The organism is Vibrio vulnificus NBRC 15645 = ATCC 27562 (genome assembly GCF_002224265.1).
Lineage (GTDB): Bacteria > Pseudomonadota > Gammaproteobacteria > Enterobacterales > Vibrionaceae > Vibrio > Vibrio vulnificus.
In genome coordinates this window covers 715,783-733,433 of the sequence record NZ_CP012881.1, presented here as the reverse complement: position 1 = coordinate 733,433, position 17,651 = coordinate 715,783, and the positions used below count along the sequence as shown (strand labels likewise).

The 17,651-nt window shown below is 46.8% G+C and carries 15 protein-coding genes and 15 tRNA genes; 9 read left to right on the top strand and 21 right to left on the bottom strand.

Annotated elements, in window-relative coordinates; translation table 11 throughout:
• Nucleotides 1-5 precede the first annotated feature (5 nt).
• Complete coding sequence (gene miaB, locus AOT11_RS03320; protein ID WP_017420895.1) at nt 6-1,430, bottom strand: tRNA (N6-isopentenyl adenosine(37)-C2)-methylthiotransferase MiaB; 1,425 nt, start codon at nt 1,428-1,430, stop codon at nt 6-8.
• A 306-nt stretch (nt 1,431-1,736) separates the two neighbouring features.
• On the opposite strand from miaB, the gene AOT11_RS03315 reads away from it, so the two are divergent.
• Complete coding sequence (locus tag AOT11_RS03315) at nt 1,737-2,885, top strand: 2-octaprenyl-3-methyl-6-methoxy-1,4-benzoquinol hydroxylase (protein ID WP_026050434.1); 1,149 nt, start codon at nt 1,737-1,739, stop codon at nt 2,883-2,885.
• Nucleotides 2,886-3,044: 159 nt separating this feature from the next.
• On the opposite strand, the gene AOT11_RS03310 is transcribed toward AOT11_RS03315, so the two are convergent.
• The 20 genes from AOT11_RS03310 to lolB all read right to left on the bottom strand — a co-directional run bounded on the left by AOT11_RS03310 (nt 3,045) and on the right by lolB (nt 9,432).
• Nucleotides 3,045-3,129, bottom strand: a tRNA-Leu gene (locus AOT11_RS03310).
• Between the two features lie 44 nt (nt 3,130-3,173).
• A tRNA-Gln gene (locus AOT11_RS03305) sits at nt 3,174-3,248 on the bottom strand.
• Nucleotides 3,249-3,304: 56 nt separating this feature from the next.
• Nucleotides 3,305-3,389 (bottom strand) — tRNA-Leu (locus AOT11_RS03300).
• A 45-nt stretch (nt 3,390-3,434) separates the two neighbouring features.
• A tRNA-Gln gene (locus AOT11_RS03295) sits at nt 3,435-3,509 on the bottom strand.
• Between the two features lie 55 nt (nt 3,510-3,564).
• Nucleotides 3,565-3,649: transfer RNA gene (locus AOT11_RS03290), tRNA-Leu, on the bottom strand.
• A 44-nt stretch (nt 3,650-3,693) separates the two neighbouring features.
• Nucleotides 3,694-3,768: transfer RNA gene (locus AOT11_RS03285), tRNA-Gln, on the bottom strand.
• Between the two features lie 54 nt (nt 3,769-3,822).
• Nucleotides 3,823-3,907, bottom strand: a tRNA-Leu gene (locus AOT11_RS03280).
• A 44-nt stretch (nt 3,908-3,951) separates the two neighbouring features.
• Nucleotides 3,952-4,028 (bottom strand) — tRNA-Met (locus AOT11_RS03275).
• An 11-nt stretch (nt 4,029-4,039) separates the two neighbouring features.
• Nucleotides 4,040-4,124 (bottom strand) — tRNA-Leu (locus tag AOT11_RS03270).
• Nucleotides 4,125-4,169: 45 nt separating this feature from the next.
• Nucleotides 4,170-4,244 (bottom strand) — tRNA-Gln (locus AOT11_RS03265).
• Nucleotides 4,245-4,298: 54 nt separating this feature from the next.
• Nucleotides 4,299-4,383: transfer RNA gene (locus AOT11_RS03260), tRNA-Leu, on the bottom strand.
• Nucleotides 4,384-4,427: 44 nt separating this feature from the next.
• A tRNA-Met gene (locus AOT11_RS03255) sits at nt 4,428-4,504 on the bottom strand.
• Between the two features lie 77 nt (nt 4,505-4,581).
• Nucleotides 4,582-4,656 (bottom strand) — tRNA-Gln (locus tag AOT11_RS03250).
• Nucleotides 4,657-4,665: 9 nt separating this feature from the next.
• A tRNA-Leu gene (locus AOT11_RS03245) sits at nt 4,666-4,750 on the bottom strand.
• A gap of 38 nt (nt 4,751-4,788) precedes the next feature.
• Nucleotides 4,789-4,865, bottom strand: a tRNA-Met gene (locus tag AOT11_RS03240).
• Nucleotides 4,866-5,147: 282 nt separating this feature from the next.
• Nucleotides 5,148-6,239 (bottom strand): redox-regulated ATPase YchF, encoded by a 1,092-nt coding sequence (gene ychF, locus AOT11_RS03230; RefSeq protein ID WP_011149723.1) that lies wholly within the window; start codon nt 6,237-6,239, stop codon nt 5,148-5,150.
• 10 nt (nt 6,240-6,249) lie between these two features.
• On the bottom strand, nt 6,250-6,840 hold the full coding sequence (gene pth / locus AOT11_RS03225) for an aminoacyl-tRNA hydrolase (RefSeq protein ID WP_026050435.1): 591 nt from the start codon (nt 6,838-6,840) through the stop codon (nt 6,250-6,252).
• 137 nt (nt 6,841-6,977) lie between these two features.
• Nucleotides 6,978-7,922 (bottom strand): ribose-phosphate pyrophosphokinase, encoded by a 945-nt coding sequence (locus tag AOT11_RS03220; RefSeq protein ID WP_011078371.1) that lies wholly within the window; start codon nt 7,920-7,922, stop codon nt 6,978-6,980.
• Nucleotides 7,923-7,951: 29 nt separating this feature from the next.
• Entirely contained in the window at nt 7,952-8,839 is an 888-nt protein-coding gene (gene ispE, locus AOT11_RS03215; RefSeq protein WP_017420897.1) for a 4-(cytidine 5'-diphospho)-2-C-methyl-D-erythritol kinase, read from the bottom strand.
• Nucleotides 8,824-9,432, bottom strand: coding sequence for a lipoprotein insertase outer membrane protein LolB (gene lolB / locus AOT11_RS03210; RefSeq protein ID WP_017420898.1), 609 nt, complete (start codon nt 9,430-9,432; stop codon nt 8,824-8,826). The genes ispE and lolB overlap by 16 nt, the downstream gene beginning before the upstream one ends.
• Before the next feature lie 159 nt (nt 9,433-9,591).
• On the opposite strand from lolB, the gene hemA reads away from it, so the two are divergent.
• From hemA to ybaK, 8 genes are all read left to right on the top strand, one after another.
• Nucleotides 9,592-10,851: a glutamyl-tRNA reductase gene (gene hemA / locus AOT11_RS03205; RefSeq protein ID WP_017420899.1), complete on the top strand. Its 1,260-nt coding sequence runs from the start codon at nt 9,592-9,594 to the stop codon at nt 10,849-10,851.
• A 28-nt stretch (nt 10,852-10,879) separates the two neighbouring features.
• Nucleotides 10,880-11,968, top strand: coding sequence for a peptide chain release factor 1 (prfA, locus tag AOT11_RS03200; RefSeq protein ID WP_026050436.1), 1,089 nt, complete (start codon nt 10,880-10,882; stop codon nt 11,966-11,968).
• A 16-nt stretch (nt 11,969-11,984) separates the two neighbouring features.
• Nucleotides 11,985-12,848, top strand: coding sequence for a peptide chain release factor N(5)-glutamine methyltransferase (gene prmC / locus AOT11_RS03195; protein ID WP_371287011.1), 864 nt, complete (start codon nt 11,985-11,987; stop codon nt 12,846-12,848).
• 23 nt (nt 12,849-12,871) lie between these two features.
• Nucleotides 12,872-13,255, top strand: a complete 384-nt coding sequence (locus AOT11_RS03190) for a SirB2 family protein (protein WP_017420902.1) — start codon at nt 12,872-12,874, stop codon at nt 13,253-13,255.
• Between the two features lie 38 nt (nt 13,256-13,293).
• Complete coding sequence (locus AOT11_RS03185; protein ID WP_017420903.1) at nt 13,294-14,103, top strand: SirB1 family protein; 810 nt, start codon at nt 13,294-13,296, stop codon at nt 14,101-14,103.
• A 19-nt stretch (nt 14,104-14,122) separates the two neighbouring features.
• Nucleotides 14,123-14,974, top strand: a complete 852-nt coding sequence (gene kdsA / locus AOT11_RS03180) for a 3-deoxy-8-phosphooctulonate synthase (protein WP_026050437.1) — start codon at nt 14,123-14,125, stop codon at nt 14,972-14,974.
• Between the two features lie 404 nt (nt 14,975-15,378).
• Nucleotides 15,379-17,040 carry a bifunctional UDP-sugar hydrolase/5'-nucleotidase UshA gene (ushA, locus tag AOT11_RS03175; protein ID WP_026050438.1) on the top strand — a complete coding sequence of 554 codons (1,662 nt, stop codon included), beginning with the start codon at nt 15,379-15,381 and terminating at the stop codon, nt 17,038-17,040.
• Nucleotides 17,041-17,139: 99 nt separating this feature from the next.
• A complete protein-coding gene (gene ybaK / locus AOT11_RS03170; RefSeq protein ID WP_017420906.1) occupies nt 17,140-17,619 on the top strand; it encodes a Cys-tRNA(Pro) deacylase in 480 nt (159 codons plus the stop codon).
• Nucleotides 17,620-17,651 lie beyond the last annotated feature (32 nt).

The following is a 17,651-nucleotide window of genomic DNA, read 5'->3' as shown; positions in this document are numbered from 1 at the left end:
CGAGCTTATGGCGTAAATGTCGCTACACCTAGCTCATCTTCGCGGCGTGTTTTGGCCATCATTTGTGTTGGCGAAATCACGCTACGTAGGTCCATATCTTTTTCAGTACGTACAATCTCACCACGCAGTGAGTTCGCAAATACATCGGTAATTTTCACATCAACGAACTGACCAATCAGATCTGCGCTACCTTCAAAGTTTACTACACGGTTGTTTTCTGTACGAGCACGTAGCTCCATCAAGTTCTTCTTAGAAGGGCCTTCAACCAGAACACGCTGCTCAGTGCCAAGCATTAGGCGAGAGTAACGCATGGCTTGTGCGTTGATTTGTTGTTGCAGTTCGTACAAGCGTTCTTTCTTCGTCTCTTCTGAAAGATCACATGGGTAATCTGCCGCAGGAGTACCAGGGCGAGGCGAGAAGATGAAGCTGAAGCTCATGTCAAAGTCGACATCTTTGATCAGTTTCATGGTGTCTTGGAAATCTTTGTCGGTTTCACCTGGGAAGCCAACAATAAAATCAGAACTGATTTGGATATCAGGACGCGCTTTACGCAGTTTACGAATGATCGACTTGTATTCAATGCCAGTGTGAGGACGCTTCATCATCGTCAGAATGCGATCGCTACCACTTTGTACTGGTAGATGAAGGAAGCTCACCAGCTCTGGCGTATCTTCGTAGACAGCGATGATATCATCGGTGAACTCAAGTGGGTGGCTGGTGGTAAAGCGAATACGGTCAATACCATCGATAGACGCAACAAGGCGAAGCAGTTCTGCAAAAGAACAGATTTCACCATCGTGCATTGGGCCACGGTATGCGTTTACGTTTTGGCCTAGTAGGTTGACTTCGCGAACACCTTGCTCGGCAAGTTGCGCGATTTCGTAAAGCACATCGTCCATTGGGCGGCTGACTTCTTCACCACGAGTGTAAGGTACCACGCAGTAAGTACAGTACTTAGAACAGCCTTCCATGATTGAAACGAATGCGGTTGCGCCTTCTGCACGCGGTTCTGGCAGACTGTCAAACTTCTCGATTTCTGGGAATGAAATGTCCATCACAGGTGCATCTTCACTTTGTGACTGTTTGATCATTTCAGGAAGACGGTGCAAGGTTTGCGGGCCAAAAATAACGTCAACAAAAGGTGCACGATCACGAATGTGATCACCTTCTTGTGTTGCTACACAACCACCAACACCGATCACGACGCCTGGCTTTTTATCTTTGAGTGTTTTCCAACGGCCAAGCTGGTGGAACACTTTTTCTTGCGCCTTTTCACGGATCGAACAGGTGTTAAGTAATAGAACATCTGCTTCTTCTGGTTCTTCTGTCAATTCGTAGCCATTTGCTGCGTTCAGCAGATCCGCCATTTTCGATGAATCGTATTCGTTCATCTGGCAACCCCAGGTTTTAATTAGCAGTTTCTTACTCATCTCACTTTCGCTCGTGTTAATACTAAAAATTCGTTGAACAAATTGTTCAAAGTATAGCCGCCCTCACGGCGGTAAGCGGCGTATTGTACTGCTTTAAAAACCTACTGACTAGTGATCTGGTGAATTCTTCGCAAAGCCTGATTTTATCTAGGGTCTTGTCAGGTATTTCGCCTTGGTTTTTTAAGGTTTTTGTCGATGGAAACTCAGTGACCTAAGCCGCTTGATAGGGACAAAGTGTTTCGCAAACTTGCCAGTAAAACGTACAATGCAAAACCGTATTAGAATCAAGTTGATCAAGAGTACAAGATGAATAAATACGACATTGCCGTCGTCGGTGGCGGTATGGTAGGCGCGGCTGTGGCCATCGGATTTGCCAAACAAGGCCGAAAAGTCGTCGTGATAGAAGGGTTTGAACCGAAAGCGTTTGAAGCAAGCCAACCGATGGACATTCGAGTTTCCGCCATTTCTCACAACTCTGTACGCTTACTGGAATCGCTAGGAGCCTGGCAACATATTCAAGCAACTCGAGTTTGTCCCTACAAACGGTTAGAAACCTGGGAGCACCCAGAATGTCGTACACGTTTTCACAGCGATGAACTTAATTTGGAACAGCTTGGTTACATAGTGGAGAACCGTCTAATTCAATTGGGGCTGTGGCAAGAGTTTGCTCAGTACCCGAATTTGACTCTGCAATGCCCAGATAAACTTAAGCGCCTTGAGTTCGATGAGTTCAACAAGTTGACGCTCGAGAGTGGTTTAGAAATTGAAGCCTCTTGGGTTATTGGCGCAGATGGTGCCAACTCTCAGGTGCGTGAGTTGGCTGGCATTGGCATTACCGCATGGGATTATCGTCAACATTGTATGTTGATCAATATTGCGACGAAATCTGCGCAACAGGCGATCACTTGGCAGCAATTTACTCCAACTGGCCCACGATCTTTTTTGCCATTGAAAGGCCAGCAAGGTTCTTTGGTTTGGTACGATTCACCCAAGCGTATTCGTGAGTTGTCAGCCATGAGCGCAGAAAAGCTGAAACAGGAAATTATCCGTCATTTCCCAGATGAACTGGGAGAGTTTGACGTGTTGTACTGGGATTCTTTTCCATTAACCCGACGACACGCACAAGTCTATTATCAACAAAATTGTGTGTTGCTTGGTGACGCAGCCCACACGATCAACCCATTAGCGGGTCAAGGGGTTAATCTTGGTTTTAAAGACGTTGAAGCGTTACTTAAGGTAACGGAAAACCAACCTTTGACAGTGGCTCAACAAGCGGCCTATCAGAAAGCACGCTATGCGGACAACTTGCTAATGCAAACTGGGATGGATCTGTTCTACAAAGGTTTTAGCAATGACATCACCCCATTAAAATTGGTTCGTAACGCAGCCCTCAAGTTGGCTGAGCACTCCGGGCCTATCAAACATCAAGTGTTGAAATATGCGCTAGGAATGTGATGGCATTGAGAGTGGGCTAATAAACGAGCGTTTGTATCAGGAAAGGAAAGCGGACTCATCGAGTTCGCTTTTTTTTGTTTTCACAAACAATGAACAATGCAATGAATATAAGAACGTCAGATAAAACAAAACCCAGCCTAAGCTGGGTTTGTTCAATGATGGTGCGGAAGGAGAGACTCGAACTCTCACACCTCGCGGCGCCAGAACCTAAATCTGGTGCGTCTACCAATTTCGCCACTTCCGCATCAAATTGTGTGCTTTCAAGACAACGTCTTAATAGCTAAATAGTGGCAGGTCTACCTGGATTCGAACCAGGGAATGGCGGCATCAAAAGCCGCTGCCTTACCGCTTGGCGATAGACCTGCAGATGACAGCATTGCTATCGTGTTTTCTAAGTCATTGCTTAGAATTCAAATCGATGGTGCGGAAGGAGAGACTCGAACTCTCACACCTCGCGGCGCCAGAACCTAAATCTGGTGCGTCTACCAATTTCGCCACTTCCGCATCGATTTGTGTTGTTATCAAAACAGAGTCTTAATAACGAATTAGTGGCAGGTCTACCTGGATTCGAACCAGGGAATGGCGGCATCAAAAGCCGCTGCCTTACCGCTTGGCGATAGACCTACAGATGACAGCTTTGCTATCGTTTTCTAAGTGTTCGCTTAGAAAAGAAATTCGATGGTGCGGAAGGAGAGACTCGAACTCTCACACCTCGCGGCGCCAGAACCTAAATCTGGTGCGTCTACCAATTTCGCCACTTCCGCATCGAATTTTCATGCATCAAGACATTGTCTTAATAGCTAAATAGTGGCAGGTCTACCTGGATTCGAACCAGGGAATGGCGGCATCAAAAGCCGCTGCCTTACCGCTTGGCGATAGACCTACAGCTGACAGCTTACGCTATCGGTTTCTAACCATTGATTAGAAACTTAAATCATGGTGCGGAAGGAGAGACTCGAACTCTCACACCTTGCGGCGCCAGAACCTAAATCTGGTGCGTCTACCAATTTCGCCACTTCCGCATTATTTATTCCTAAAAACTCTCAATGGAGAGAATGTTTAGGAATGGTGGCTACGACGGGATTCGAACCTGTGACCCCATCATTATGAGTGATGTGCTCTAACCAGCTGAGCTACGTAGCCACAACAATTTATGGTGCGGAAGGAGAGACTCGAACTCTCACACCTCGCGGCGCCAGAACCTAAATCTGGTGCGTCTACCAATTTCGCCACTTCCGCATAAATTGTCTGCTAATTAAGATAATCATCTCAATAGCTAAATAGTGGCAGGTCTACCTGGATTCGAACCAGGGAATGGCGGCATCAAAAGCCGCTGCCTTACCGCTTGGCGATAGACCTGCAGTTGATAGCTTTCACTATCCGTTTCTAATCATCGACTAGAAACTTAAATCATGGTGCGGAAGGAGAGACTCGAACTCTCACACCTTGCGGCGCCAGAACCTAAATCTGGTGCGTCTACCAATTTCGCCACTTCCGCATTATTTATTCCTAAAAGCTCTCAGTGAAGAGAATGTTTAGGAATGGTGGCTACGACGGGATTCGAACCTGTGACCCCATCATTATGAGTGATGTGCTCTAACCAGCTGAGCTACGTAGCCATCTTTTGGAGCGAGACAATATAACTATTCTCTCTCTCAGTGACAACCCCTTTATGAAAGGTTTTCACTTAAATAGTTGGCAGGTCTACCTGGATTCGAACCAGGGAATGGCGGCATCAAAAGCCGCTGCCTTACCGCTTGGCGATAGACCTACTGAAACATGGTGCGGAAGGAGAGACTCGAACTCTCACACCTCGCGGCGCCAGAACCTAAATCTGGTGCGTCTACCAATTTCGCCACTTCCGCAACTATTCCTAATAACTCTTTAAAAAAGTTCTTAGGGATGGTGGCTACGACGGGATTCGAACCTGTGACCCCATCATTATGAGTGATGTGCTCTAACCAGCTGAGCTACGTAGCCAAAACCATGTTTTCTGTTCCTTTCGTTTCATCGCTGTCTCGTTGGGAACGGGGCGCATTATGAGGAGTTGCGTCACAACCGTCAACAGTTTTTTTAAATAAATCGGGACAAATAAATCGTTCGCTTTCTTTTTAAACAAAGAGGCGTGTTTGTGATCGAAAAGTGCTAACAAATTGACTTGGTTTGAATAACTTAATGTGAACTTTTTTCTCAGCCAATAAAAAAGCCAGCGATCTGGCTGGCTTTGTATTCGATTGAGTTGTTTAAAGTTTAAACAAATAATTAAACGTTGAAACGGAAATGAACCACATCGCCATCTTTAACGATGTACTCTTTGCCTTCTAGACGCCACTTACCTGCGTCTTTTGCTCCGTTTTCACCTTTAAATTGAATGAAATCATCGTAGGCAATAACTTCTGCACGGATGAAGCCTTTCTCAAAATCGGTGTGGATCTTACCTGCAGCCTTTGGTGCAGTCGCACCGATAGGGATCGTCCATGCACGAACTTCTTTCACACCCGCAGTAAAGTAAGTGTGTAGGCTCAGCAATTCGTAACCTGCACGGATAACGCGGTTTAGACCCGGCTCTTCAATGCCCATATCCGCTAGGAATTCTGCACGCTCGTCGTCTTCGAGCTCAGCCATCTCTGATTCGATAGCGGCACAAACTGGAACAACCACGTTGTTCTCTTTCGCTGCAAACTCGCGAACGGCGTCTAGGTATGGGTTGTTTTCGAAGCCATCTTCATTCACGTTAGCGATGTACATGGTTGGCTTCAGTGTTAGGAAGTTTAGGTAACCAACGGCGGCAAGTTCTTCTTTAGACAGTTCTACAGTACGTGCAGAGCCACCTTCAGTGAGGACAGGAAGCAGCTTTTCTAGAACAGTCAGTTCGAATTTGGCGTCTTTATCGCCGCCTTTTGCTTTCTTCGCTTGGCGCTGAATGGCGCGCTCGCAAGAATCAAGGTCAGCCATGGCAAGTTCAAGATTGATCACTTCAATATCTTCGATTGGAGAGACTTTGCCTGCAACGTGAACAATATTTTCGTTTTCAAAACAACGAACTACGTGACCAATTGCGTCCGTTTCACGGATGTTGGCTAGGAATTTGTTGCCCAGACCTTCGCCGCGAGATGCGCCAGCTACTAGACCTGCAATGTCAACGAATTCCATCGTTGTTGGCAGAATACGTTGTGGGTTTACGATTTTTGCCAATTCGTCTAAACGCAAATCTGGCACTGGTACCACGCCAGTGTTTGGTTCGATTGTACAGAACGGGAAGTTAGCGGCTTCAATACCCGCTTTAGTCAGTGCGTTAAACAGAGTTGATTTACCAACGTTTGGCAAGCCAACGATGCCACATTTAAAACCCATGATTGTAACCTTATTCAGCTTTGAACGTGTGGAGGCGGTTTTGTGCTTTGGATAGACCATCTTTGATCAAAATATCCAAGCAGCGAACAGATTCGTCGACGCTAGCGTCGAGTAAGGATTGTTCACTGGCAGGTGCTTTACCCAGTACAAAACCCGCTACTTTATCTTTGTGTCCAGGATGGCCAATGCCGATCCGTAGACGGTAGAATTCTTTATTGTTGCCCAGTTTACTAATGGTATCTCGCAACCCATTGTGGCCACCATGGCCACCACCTTTTTTGAACTTTGCGATACCAGGAGGAAGATCCAGCTCGTCATGCGCGACCATGATCTCTTCTGGTTGAATCTGATAAAACTTTGCCAATGCGGCAATGGCTTTGCCAGAAAGGTTCATAAAAGTAGTAGGAATCAGTAAACGCAGTTCCTGACCATTCATCACAATACGTCCTGTTAAGCCATAGAACTTTGCTTCATTCTTTAGCGTAATGTTGTGAACGCGTGCCAGTTCTTCTACTACCCAAGCGCCCGCATTGTGGCGAGTTTTGGCATATTCAGGCCCAGGATTAGCAAGGCCGACAAGAAGTTTGATCTGTTGACTCAAGGTTAGGATCTCTTTGGAATCTTCAAAAGCGCGGTATGATAGCACAGAAAAGTAACGATGGGCGAGGCTAAGCCTATCGCAAATAAAAACACCCCAATCAAGGGGTGTTCTAAAATTGGACTAATCGAAAAGGGTGATTAGTTAAACATCGCAGAGATAGACTCTTCGTTGCTGATACGACGAATCGCTTCAGCCAACATGCCAGATAGAGTTAGTTGAGTCACTTTACCGGTTGCGGCCATCTCTTTGCTCAACGTGATTGAGTCAGTGACGATCACTTGGTCAAGCACAGAGTTTTTAATGTTTTTCGCTGCGTTGCCTGAGAACACGGCGTGAGTTGCGTAAGCAAATACACGTTTTGCACCACGTTCTTTTAGTGCTTCTGCTGCCTTACATAGTGTGCCGCCAGTGTCGATCATGTCATCCACGATCACACAGTCACGACCTTCAACATCACCGATAAGGTTCATCACTTCAGAAACGTTGGCACGTGGACGACGCTTATCGACGATAGCGATGTCGATATCACCGAGCGCTTTTGCCGTTGCTCGAGCACGAACAACACCACCAAGGTCTGGAGATACAACAACAGGATCTTCTAGGCCACGCGCGTGCATATCTTCAAGAAGCACTGGTGTACCGAAGATGTTGTCTACTGGCACATCGAAGAAGCCTTGAATTTGCTCTGCGTGTAGGTCAATCGTCAGAACGCGGTCAACACCCACGTTTGAAAGGAAGTCTGCGACTACTTTTGCAGTGATTGGCACACGCGCTGAACGCACGCGGCGGTCTTGACGAGCGTAACCAAAGTAAGGAATAACTGCTGTAATACGGCCCGCTGAAGCGCGGCGCATTGCATCAATCATTACGACCAGCTCCATTAGGTTGTCGTTGGTCGGCGCACAGGTTGATTGAATAATGAAAACGTCACTACCACGTACATTTTCGTTGATTTGTACCGCTACTTCACCGTCAGAGAAACGAGAAACAGTGGCATCACCAAGAGAGATGTAGAGACGATCAGCAATACGTTGGGCTAGTTCAGGTGTTGCGTTACCAGCAAATAGCTTCATATCAGGCACGGTGGAAACCTCAGGGTTGCGTCCAGTTTTTAAATAGGTCGGTTTTGGGCTGAAAGATGATCAGCCAACGTCTCTTTTAGCGGCGAAATATTGCGCCCTTGAGCGACAAATGCCGAGACATTGTCAGAGAGTTGGGCAAGGATTGATTCCGCTTCAGATCTGCTGTTAAATTCAGCGAAAACGCAAGATCCGGTCCCCGTCAATCTTGACGGCGCGTATTGTAGCAGCCATGAAAGTTGCTTATCAACCTTTGGGTGGATCATTCGGACAATTTTTTCGCAATCGTTTCCGTATTCGCTGTCAAGAAGCGTTTCCAGAGAACGCTTTGGCGTATTTCTCGTCAATTGTGGATGCGTGAAAATATCGACGGTGGCGATGTGCACATCGGGTCTCACCACCAAATACCACTTCTCTTCTGGTTGTGCTGGCGTCAGTTTTTCGCCAACACCTTCAGCAAATGCCGCATGGCCGCGCACAAAAACGGGCACATCCGCGCCCAATTTTAAGCCAATGTCGGCTAATTCATCATCAGAAAGACCAAGTTGCCAAAGAAAATTCAGCGCAACCAATGCTGTTGCTGCATTGGAAGAACCACCACCAATACCGCCGCCCATCGGCAATATTTTGTTCAGATGAATGTGGGCACCCAACGTACATCCGGTCTTTTGTTGAAGCGCATTAGCGGCTTTCCAAATAAGATTATCTTCAACAGGAAGCTCGGCTATCTCGGGTGTGATGATGATGACTCCGCTTTGGTTGGAGCTGATGGTCAATTCATCGCCGTAATCGAGGAACTGAAATAACGTTTGCAGTTCGTGATAACCATTGTCAGTACGGCCATTGATGTACAAGAAAAGATTGAGTTTGGCAGGTGAGGGCCAAGTAGTTGGGCTGGTGATCATTATTTTAGCGTCCACTTACTCACAACGATGTTTAATTTGATGTCTTGCTGGGTCAGGCTAAGCTTGGCTGGCAGCGGTACAACTTGTTGATGAAATTCCACATCACGATACTGCGTGTAGGCGATATGCCAACGCTGGAAATTGAGATCTTTCTCTAATGAGCCGAGTGTATTTTGCTCATTGAGTTGAAAGTCGTCAGCGCCATTCGGCAAACCGATGATCCAGTCACTCAGTTGTTCGACAGGTATAACCAACCCGGTTAACTGTTGAACCAAAGCGGTCGCATTCTCGGCGGTTAAAATTTGGTCATCGTAGGTTTCAACTCGAGCACCTTGCGGCGTCATGGTGAGATTTAATGCGGTTTGGCCAAGAAACGTCGTAAAACGCAGGTTGCTTTGTTCTGGTGAGTGTTTCCAATAGAAGTTGAGGTTTTGTCGTTGTTCTGGCGAAATGTAACCCAGTTTTCCAACGGCTTGAAATGATTGAATTTGTGACAGTTTTGCTTGATGACTTTGCCACTCAACGCTGGTGGGATGTTCCGGAAGGCCAGTACATCCAACCATAAACAGCGGCAAGAGCATTAACCAAAAATAAGTTCGTCGAAACATGGCGGATACTTTCTGTCTGATTTAAGTCTTTGAGCGCTCAACTATAGCATCGAACTCACGAAGTAAGGAAAACAAATCCGCTACACCCTTTTAATAAAGTCGTGCATAAAGTAAAATTCGCCTCCTAATTTTCCATTCTGTACAGAGAAAGCACTATCGATGTCTTTGCTTGCTATTGGCATAAATCACCATACCGCGTCGGTTGACTTGCGAGAGAAAGTGGCGTTTGGTCCAGACAAACTGGCCAATGCACTACAGCAGCTCAGCCAGCATGAAGCAGTCAATGGCAGCGTGATTCTCTCTACCTGTAACCGCACCGAGGTGTATTGCGATGTTAAATCGGGTGCACGCAGCAAGGTGATTGATTGGTTGAGTCAGTTTCATCAAATCGGTTTAGAAGAGCTCAAACCGAGTTTGTATGTGTACGAAGAACAAGCGGCAATTCGCCATCTGATGCGCGTTTCTTGCGGCTTGGATTCTTTGGTGCTGGGTGAACCACAAATATTAGGGCAGGTGAAACAGGCGTATTCCGACTCGCGTGAGCAGCAGGCGGTGGATGCGTCTTTGGAAAAATTGTTTCAGAAAACCTTTTCCGTTGCTAAGCGCGTCCGCACGGAAACCGATATTGGCGGTAACGCCGTTTCGGTCGCGTATGCCGCTTGTACGTTAGCCAAACACATTTTTGAATCGTTGGCTCAATCCACTGTGCTATTGGTCGGCGCTGGTGAAACCATCGAATTGGTGGCGAAGCACCTTCACGCGAACGGGTGTAGTAAAATGATTGTTGCAAACCGTACTCGTGAGCGTGCACTGACCTTAGCAGAGCAATTTGATGCTCAGGTGATCAGCTTGCAAGAGATTCCCAATCATCTTGCCAAAGCAGACATCGTGATCAGCTCCACGGCGAGCCCGCTGCCGATCATTGGGAAAGGCATGGTGGAAACGGCGCTCAAGCAGCGCCGTCATCAGCCCATTCTGCTCGTGGATATTGCGGTACCGCGTGATGTGGAAGCGCAAGTAGGCGATTTGAATGATGCTTACTTGTATACTGTTGACGATCTGCAATCGATTATTGACAGCAATATCGAGCAGCGCAAAGTCGAAGCGATTCAAGCTGAAGCGATCGTGGCAGAAGAAAGTGCTGCTTTTATGAGTTGGCTTCGCTCGCTCCAAGCGGTGGACAGTATTCGTGAGTATCGCCAGTCGGCCAATGAAATTCGTGAGGATTTACTCAGCAAAGCGCTGTTATCACTTGAAAGCGGTAGTGACCCAGAGAAAGTACTGCGTGAGCTGAGTACTCGTCTGACAAATAAACTCATCCATGCACCCACACGTGCGCTACAATTGGCCGCAGAGCAGGGTGAGCCCGCAAAATTAACCGTCATTCGCCAAAGCTTAGGGCTGGATGAACTCAAATAATTCTATCAATCAGTAAGATATATAAATGATGAAAGCCTCGATTCTAACCAAGCTAGAAATGCTGGTTGAGCGTTATGAAGAAGTGCAGCACCTTCTTGGTGATCCGGGAGTGATCGGTGACCAAGACAAATTCCGTGCACTGTCAAAAGAGTATTCTCAACTTGAAGAAGTCACCAAGTGCTTTACTGCCTATCAACAAGCGCAAGAAGATTTAGTTGCTGCGGAAGAGATGGCCAAAGAAGACGACGCAGAGATGCGTGAAATGGCACAAGAAGAGATTAAAGCAGCAAAAGTGGCGATTGAAAACTTGGCATCGGAGCTGCAAATTCTTCTACTACCGAAAGATCCGAATGACAGTCGTAACTGTTTCCTCGAAATTCGTGCGGGCGCAGGCGGTGATGAAGCCGGTATCTTTGCTGGTGATCTGTTCCGTATGTACAGCAAGTTTGCAGAAAAACGTGGTTGGCGTATTGAAGTCATGTCAGCGAATGAAGCAGAACATGGCGGTTACAAAGAGATGATCGCGAAAGTGAATGGCGATGGCGCTTACGGTTTCTTGAAGTTTGAGTCGGGCGGTCACCGTGTTCAACGTGTGCCGGCAACCGAATCGCAAGGTCGCGTACATACCTCGGCGTGTACCGTGGCAATCATGCCTGAAATTCCTGAAGCGGAAATTCCAGAGATCAAAGCAAGCGATCTAAAAATCGATACCTTCCGCTCTTCTGGCGCGGGCGGTCAGCACGTTAACACCACTGACTCAGCAATCCGTATTACCCACTTACCAACCGGTACCGTGGTAGAGTGTCAGGATGAGCGTTCACAGCACAAAAACAAAGCCAAGGCGATGGCTGTTCTAGCTGCTCGTATTGTTCAAGCTGAAGAGGCTAAGCGTGCAGCAGAAGTGTCTGATACGCGTCGTAACCTGCTTGGTTCGGGCGATCGTAGTGACCGTATTCGTACCTACAACTACCCACAAGGCCGAGTGTCAGATCACCGCATCAACTTGACGATTTACCGTCTTTCTGAAGTGATGGAAGGCGATCTTCAGTCTTTGATCGATCCTGTGATTCAGGAACACCAAGCGGACCAATTGGCTGCTTTGGCGGAAAACAACTGATCCCATGTCTGAGTTGATGACACTAGATGCCGCTGTTAAACAGGCGGCATCTCGCTTTTCTGAGTTAGGCAATGATTCGCCGTCTTTAGACGCCGCGGTATTGCTTTGCCATGTGCTTGATAAGCCGCGTAGCTATCTGTTTACTTGGCCAGATAAAATACTGACCGAACAAGAGCTGCAGCAGTTTGAAGCTTTAGTGGCACGTCGATTATCCGGCGAACCGGTGGCGTACATCATTGGCGAACGAGAATTTTGGTCTTTGCCTTTCAAAGTCGCGCCATCGACGTTAATTCCTCGCCCCGATACCGAGCGTTTAGTGGAGTTAGCGTTAGAAAAAACCGCTACGCAAACGGGCTCCATCCTCGACTTGGGTACCGGTACGGGCGCGATTGCCATTGCACTGGCGTCTGAACTGCCACATCGCACTGTGATGGGCGTGGATTTACAACAGGAAGCGAAGCTGCTTGCTGAGTCGAATGCGCTGGCGTTGAATATCAAAAATGTGACCTTTAAACAGGGCAGCTGGTTTGAACCTGTGGCTCAAGGCACAAAGTTTGCTTTAATCGTTTCCAATCCGCCTTATATTGATGAGAATGATCCCCATCTTAATCAAGGCGATGTGCGATTTGAGCCAAAAAGTGCTCTGGTTGCCGAAGAGTCTGGCCTGGCTGACATCCGTTATATCGCGCAACAAGCGCGCGACTATCTTGAGCCTCATGGCTGGTTGATGTTTGAACATGGCTACGATCAAGGTATCGCTGTTCGAGAAATCCTAGAAACGTTGGGATATCAAGAGGTAGCAACCGAGAAGGATTACGGTGGCAACGATCGAGTGACTTTGGGTTGCTTTGTTGCTTTACCAGAAAACACGGATCACTAGATCCAGATATCAAAGAGAACACTATGTACGAAGCTTTGAAACACTTTCATTTACTGACCATTGCCATTAGTGCATTGCTGCTTTCCGTTCGTTACGCATTAATGATGATGAACTCAAGTAAGCTGAAGCACCCATTTTTACAACGTTTTCCTCATATCAACGACTCGTTGTTGTTGCTCTCAGGTATTGCGCTGATTGTGATCACCGGTTTCATTCCTTTTACCCCATCAGCGCCTTGGTTAACTGAGAAGCTCACTTGTGTAATGGCTTACATTGCTCTTGGTTTCTTTGCGCTTAAATTGGGTAAAAATAAGCTGCTACGTACTTTCTCTTTCTTCGGTGCGCTCGGTTGGCTGGCGATGGCAGGCAAATTGGCGGTTTCGAAGACACCGATGTTTTTCGGTTAAGAATATTTAGTGTGAATTAAGGAAACGGATAACAAGTAATGCTGGAATTGTTTGACGAAGATTTTGACAACATGGAGCTGGTGGAAGGGGCGTTAGAGCTCAATAAAGCCATTAATCCAGAAACAGAAGATCTTTGGGTAAAGCATGAGTTGGCTCGTTTGTTAAAAGAAGCGGAAAACGAACTGTTTGTCGAGCGAGATGAAAAACAACGCTTTGACGCCTTTCTACGCTTGTTTTTCATCCAATGGCAGTTTCAAGGTGATCGTGAAGCCTATTTTGATTCAGATAACAGCTTTATTGATAAAGTATTGCAGCGTCGGAAAGGCATCCCGGTCAGTTTGGGCGCGATACTGCTTTATCTAGGTCGCCAGCTTGGCTTCGACTTACATGGTGTCACCTTTCCAACCCAGTTTCTTTTGCGAGTGGATTGGTGCGAAGGGGGCGTTCAATACATCAACCCATTTAATGGTGAGTTTGTTGGCGAGCGCCTTTTACAAGCTTGGTTGATTGGCCATGAAGGGCCGTTAGCAAGATTGAAGCCTGAGCATCTTGAGGTGGCGGATAACCCCACAGTGATTGGCCGCTGGCTTGCCTTGTTAAAAGGCGCACTACTTCGAGAAGAGCGCTATACTCTGGCTTTACGTTGCACCAATCTGGCGTTAACGTTTGTGCCAGATGACCCTTATGAAATTCGTGATCGCGGCTTTATCTATCAACAACTAGAGTGTCATCAAATTGCGGTGTCTGATTTTCAGTATTTTATTGATCAGTGCCCAGATGACCCAGCGGCAGAGCTGCTAAAAAAACAAGTTAACGTTATGAGTGGCAAAGCGGTCACTCTACATTGATCAAATAAGAGACATAATGATGGAACAGAAAATTGTTCAGATTGGTGATATCCCAGTTGCCAACGATAAGCCATTTACTTTGTTTGCTGGCATGAACGTACTAGAGTCACGTGATTTGGCGATGCAGATCTGTGAGCACTATGTGAAAGTGACCGATAAGTTGGGTATTCCTTACGTATTCAAAGCGTCTTTCGATAAAGCCAACCGCAGTTCTGTTCACTCATACCGTGGCCCTGGTCTTGAAGAAGGGATGAAAATCTTCCAAGAGCTGAAAGACACGTTTGGCGTGAAGATCATCACAGACGTTCACACAGAAGCACAAGCGCAGCCAGTCGCGGATGTGGTGGATGTTATCCAGCTACCTGCGTTCTTGGCTCGTCAGACTGACCTTGTGGAAGCGATGGCCAAAACGGGCGCGGTCATCAACGTGAAGAAACCTCAGTTCATGAGCCCAGGTCAAGTGGGTAACATCGTTGAGAAATTTGCCGAGTGTGGCAACGATAAGATCATTCTTTGTGAGCGTGGTTCTTGTCATGGTTACGATAACCTAGTTGTAGATATGCTGGGTTTTGGCGTCATGAAAAAAGCATCAAAAGGCAGCCCAATCATTTTTGATGTGACCCATTCACTGCAAATGCGCGACCCATCAGGCGCGGCATCAGGCGGTCGCCGTGAACAGACTGTTGAGCTAGCGAAAGCGGGTTTGGCAACGGGTATTGCTGGTCTGTTTATTGAGGCGCACCCAAATCCAGAACAAGCTCGTTGTGATGGTCCATCGGCATTGCCACTCGACAAACTAGAGCCGTTCCTTGCGCAAATGAAAGCACTGGACGATCTGGTGAAAAGCTTTGAGAACATCGACATCCGATAATATTTGCGTGTTATCAAGATCAAAAAGGACCGAGAAAACGGTCCTTTTTTTTGTTTTATCTGTTGGCTTCTTTTTTGTGAGGTGGTGGCTTTTTATTCTGACTCTGTTTAATTAGTGAACTGAATCACAACTTTAATCGATATCATCATTTCTTAGTCAAACGTTTGCCTGTGATCGCATGAGTTTTGTCACTGTAACTCTCAGGCTTTGTTACAGTTTTTCGTGGTTTTTATAGTGATCAATGCATCATAAATATGAAAACGCGCTGAAATGGTTTGGCCAGTTACTTTAAACTGTATCAAGTTTTACAGCCAACCTAACTCGATTTAATAAATTGAGCTTATGTTTAAAAAGGCCTGTAGATATTTGCAGTGGAATCCCCAAAAAGTTCAAAAGGTATGACAATGAAGCAACGCCTGATTGTAAAAACCGCGCTTAGCGCAGCTATTCTGGCAACTCTGGCGGGTTGTGCAACTCAGCCAACTCAAGAATGGGCAGCAGATACAACTTACAAACTGACAGTACTGCACACGAACGACCACCACGGCCGTTTCTGGCAAAACAAATACGGTGAGTACGGTATGGCAGCTCGCAAAACTCTGATCGATGAGTTGCGTGCTGAAATCCAAGCGGAAGGCGGCAGCGTACTGCTACTTTCAGGCGGTGATATCAACACAGGTGTTCCTGAGTCAGATCTTCAAGATGCTGAGCCTGATTTCAAAGGCATGAGCAAAATCGGTTACGACGCAATGGCGCTGGGTAACCATGAGTTTGACAATCCTCTAGACGTACTGATGAAGCAGAAAGAGTGGGCTAACTTCCCAATGCTGTCTGCCAATATTTACGACAAGAAAACCGGCGAGCGCATGTTCCAAGCTTACGAGATGTTCGATAAGCAAGGTATCAAAATTGCGGTTATCGGTCTAACAACCGAAGACACGGCTAAGCTAGGCAACCCTGAATTCATCGGCGCCATTGACTTCCGTGATCCGAAGGAAGAAGCGAAGAAGCTGATTGCTGAGCTGAAAGAAACAGAAAAACCAGATTTGATTTTCGCAGTGACGCACATGGGTCACTACGAAGATGGTAAGCGTGGCATCAACGCTCCTGGCGATGTTGCATTGGCTCGTTACCTAAATGAAGGTGACCTAGACATGATCGTCGGTGGTCACTCGCAAGAGCCGGTTTGTATGGAAGCGCCAAATGTGGTGAAGAAAAACTTCAAACCAGCAGACGAGTGTAAGCCAGACCAACAAAACGGTACTTACATCGTGCAGGCGCACGAGTGGGGTAAATATGTTGGCCGTGCGGATTACGAGTTCCGTAATGGTGAACTACGCATGGTGAGCTACGATCTGATTCCAGTTAACTTGAAGAAGAAAGTGGAAGTGGATGGTAAGAGCCAGCGCGTGTTCATCGAAAGTGAAATTAAAGAAGATGATGCATTGCTAGAGTTCCTACGTCCTTACCAAGAGAAAGGTCAAGAGCAACTCAACGTGAAGATTGCAGACACGAATGGCAAGCTTGAAGGTGACCGTAACGTGGTTCGCTTCCAGCAAACTAACCTAGGCCGTCTGATTGCCGTATCACACATGGAGCGTGCAAAAGCTGACTTCGCAGTGATGAACTCAGGTGGCGTGCGTGACTCGATTGAAGCAGGCGAAGTGACTTACAAAGACGTTCTTACCGTTCAGCCTTTTGCAAACATCCTGACTTACACTGATATGACGGGTAAAGAAGTGCTGGACTACCTAAACGTAGTTGCAACGAAACCTGTTGATTCAGGTGCTTACGCGCAGTTCGCTGGTATCTCCATGACAGTGGCTAACGGCAAAGTATCGAACGTATTCATTGGTGGCAAACAGCTTCGTCTAGACGAAACTTACCGCTTCACCGTACCGAGCTACAACGCCGCTGGTGGTGATGGTTACCCTAAACTGACTGGCCACCCTGGTTACGTGAACACTGGTTTTGTGGATGCTGAAGTACTGAAAGAGTTCCTAGAGAAGAACAGCCCAATCGATGTGAACAAGTTCGCGCCAAACGGTGAGATTGTTTACAAATAATCGATAAGAGAAAGAGTTTGACTCAATCTCGCTGATATCTTTAACTAAAGCGCTATTCCGATCTGGGATAGCGCTTTTTGTTTATACAGGAGAAAGACAATGACTCCGGCTATCAATCTTGCCAAGAAAAAGAAAGTTCCTCATACCATCCACGAATATCAGCACGATCCACGAGCGACAAGCTATGGTTTGGAAGCGGCAGAAGTGCTTGGGCAAGATCCAAAAAAAGTCTTTAAAACATTACTGTTTTGCTTAAATGGCGAAGCAAAAAACTTGGCGGTAGCGATCATCCCCGTTGATCAAAAGCTCAATCTAAAATTGGCAGCGAAAGCCGCTAATGGCAAAAAAGCCGATATGGCGGACCCAGAAATCGCGCAAAAAACCACGGGATATGTCGTGGGCGGTATTAGTCCGTTGGGGCAAAAGAAAGCTCTGCCCACCTTTCTTCATAGGAGTGCAGAGCAACAAGAGACCATTTGTGTTAGTGCTGGTAAGCGTGGTTTGGAGATCGAGTTAGCCCCCCAAGATTTACTGATGCTCACTAGAGGGCATTTTGCTGAACTCTGTCTAGAGGCATAGTTCCTTTGGTGAATGACACTTGATGCGTGAAA

Excerpts from the sequence above, each read along its gene's own strand:
- miaB (WP_017420895.1), bottom strand. The coding sequence starts at position 1,430 with ATGAGTAAGAAACTGCTAATTAAAACCTGGGGTTGCCAGATGAACGAA.
- AOT11_RS03315 (WP_026050434.1), top strand. The coding sequence starts at position 1,737 with ATGAATAAATACGACATTGCCGTCGTCGGTGGCGGTATGGTAGGCGCG.
- ychF (WP_011149723.1), bottom strand. The coding sequence starts at position 6,239 with ATGGGTTTTAAATGTGGCATCGTTGGCTTGCCAAACGTTGGTAAATCA.
- lolB (WP_017420898.1), bottom strand. The coding sequence starts at position 9,432 with ATGTTTCGACGAACTTATTTTTGGTTAATGCTCTTGCCGCTGTTTATG.
- hemA (WP_017420899.1), top strand. The coding sequence starts at position 9,592 with ATGTCTTTGCTTGCTATTGGCATAAATCACCATACCGCGTCGGTTGAC.
- prfA (WP_026050436.1), top strand. The coding sequence starts at position 10,880 with ATGAAAGCCTCGATTCTAACCAAGCTAGAAATGCTGGTTGAGCGTTAT.
- prmC (WP_371287011.1), top strand. The coding sequence starts at position 11,985 with ATGACACTAGATGCCGCTGTTAAACAGGCGGCATCTCGCTTTTCTGAG.
- AOT11_RS03190 (WP_017420902.1), top strand. The coding sequence starts at position 12,872 with ATGTACGAAGCTTTGAAACACTTTCATTTACTGACCATTGCCATTAGT.
- AOT11_RS03185 (WP_017420903.1), top strand. The coding sequence starts at position 13,294 with ATGCTGGAATTGTTTGACGAAGATTTTGACAACATGGAGCTGGTGGAA.
- kdsA (WP_026050437.1), top strand. The coding sequence starts at position 14,123 with ATGGAACAGAAAATTGTTCAGATTGGTGATATCCCAGTTGCCAACGAT.
- ushA (WP_026050438.1), top strand. The coding sequence starts at position 15,379 with ATGAAGCAACGCCTGATTGTAAAAACCGCGCTTAGCGCAGCTATTCTG.
- ybaK (WP_017420906.1), top strand. The coding sequence starts at position 17,140 with ATGACTCCGGCTATCAATCTTGCCAAGAAAAAGAAAGTTCCTCATACC.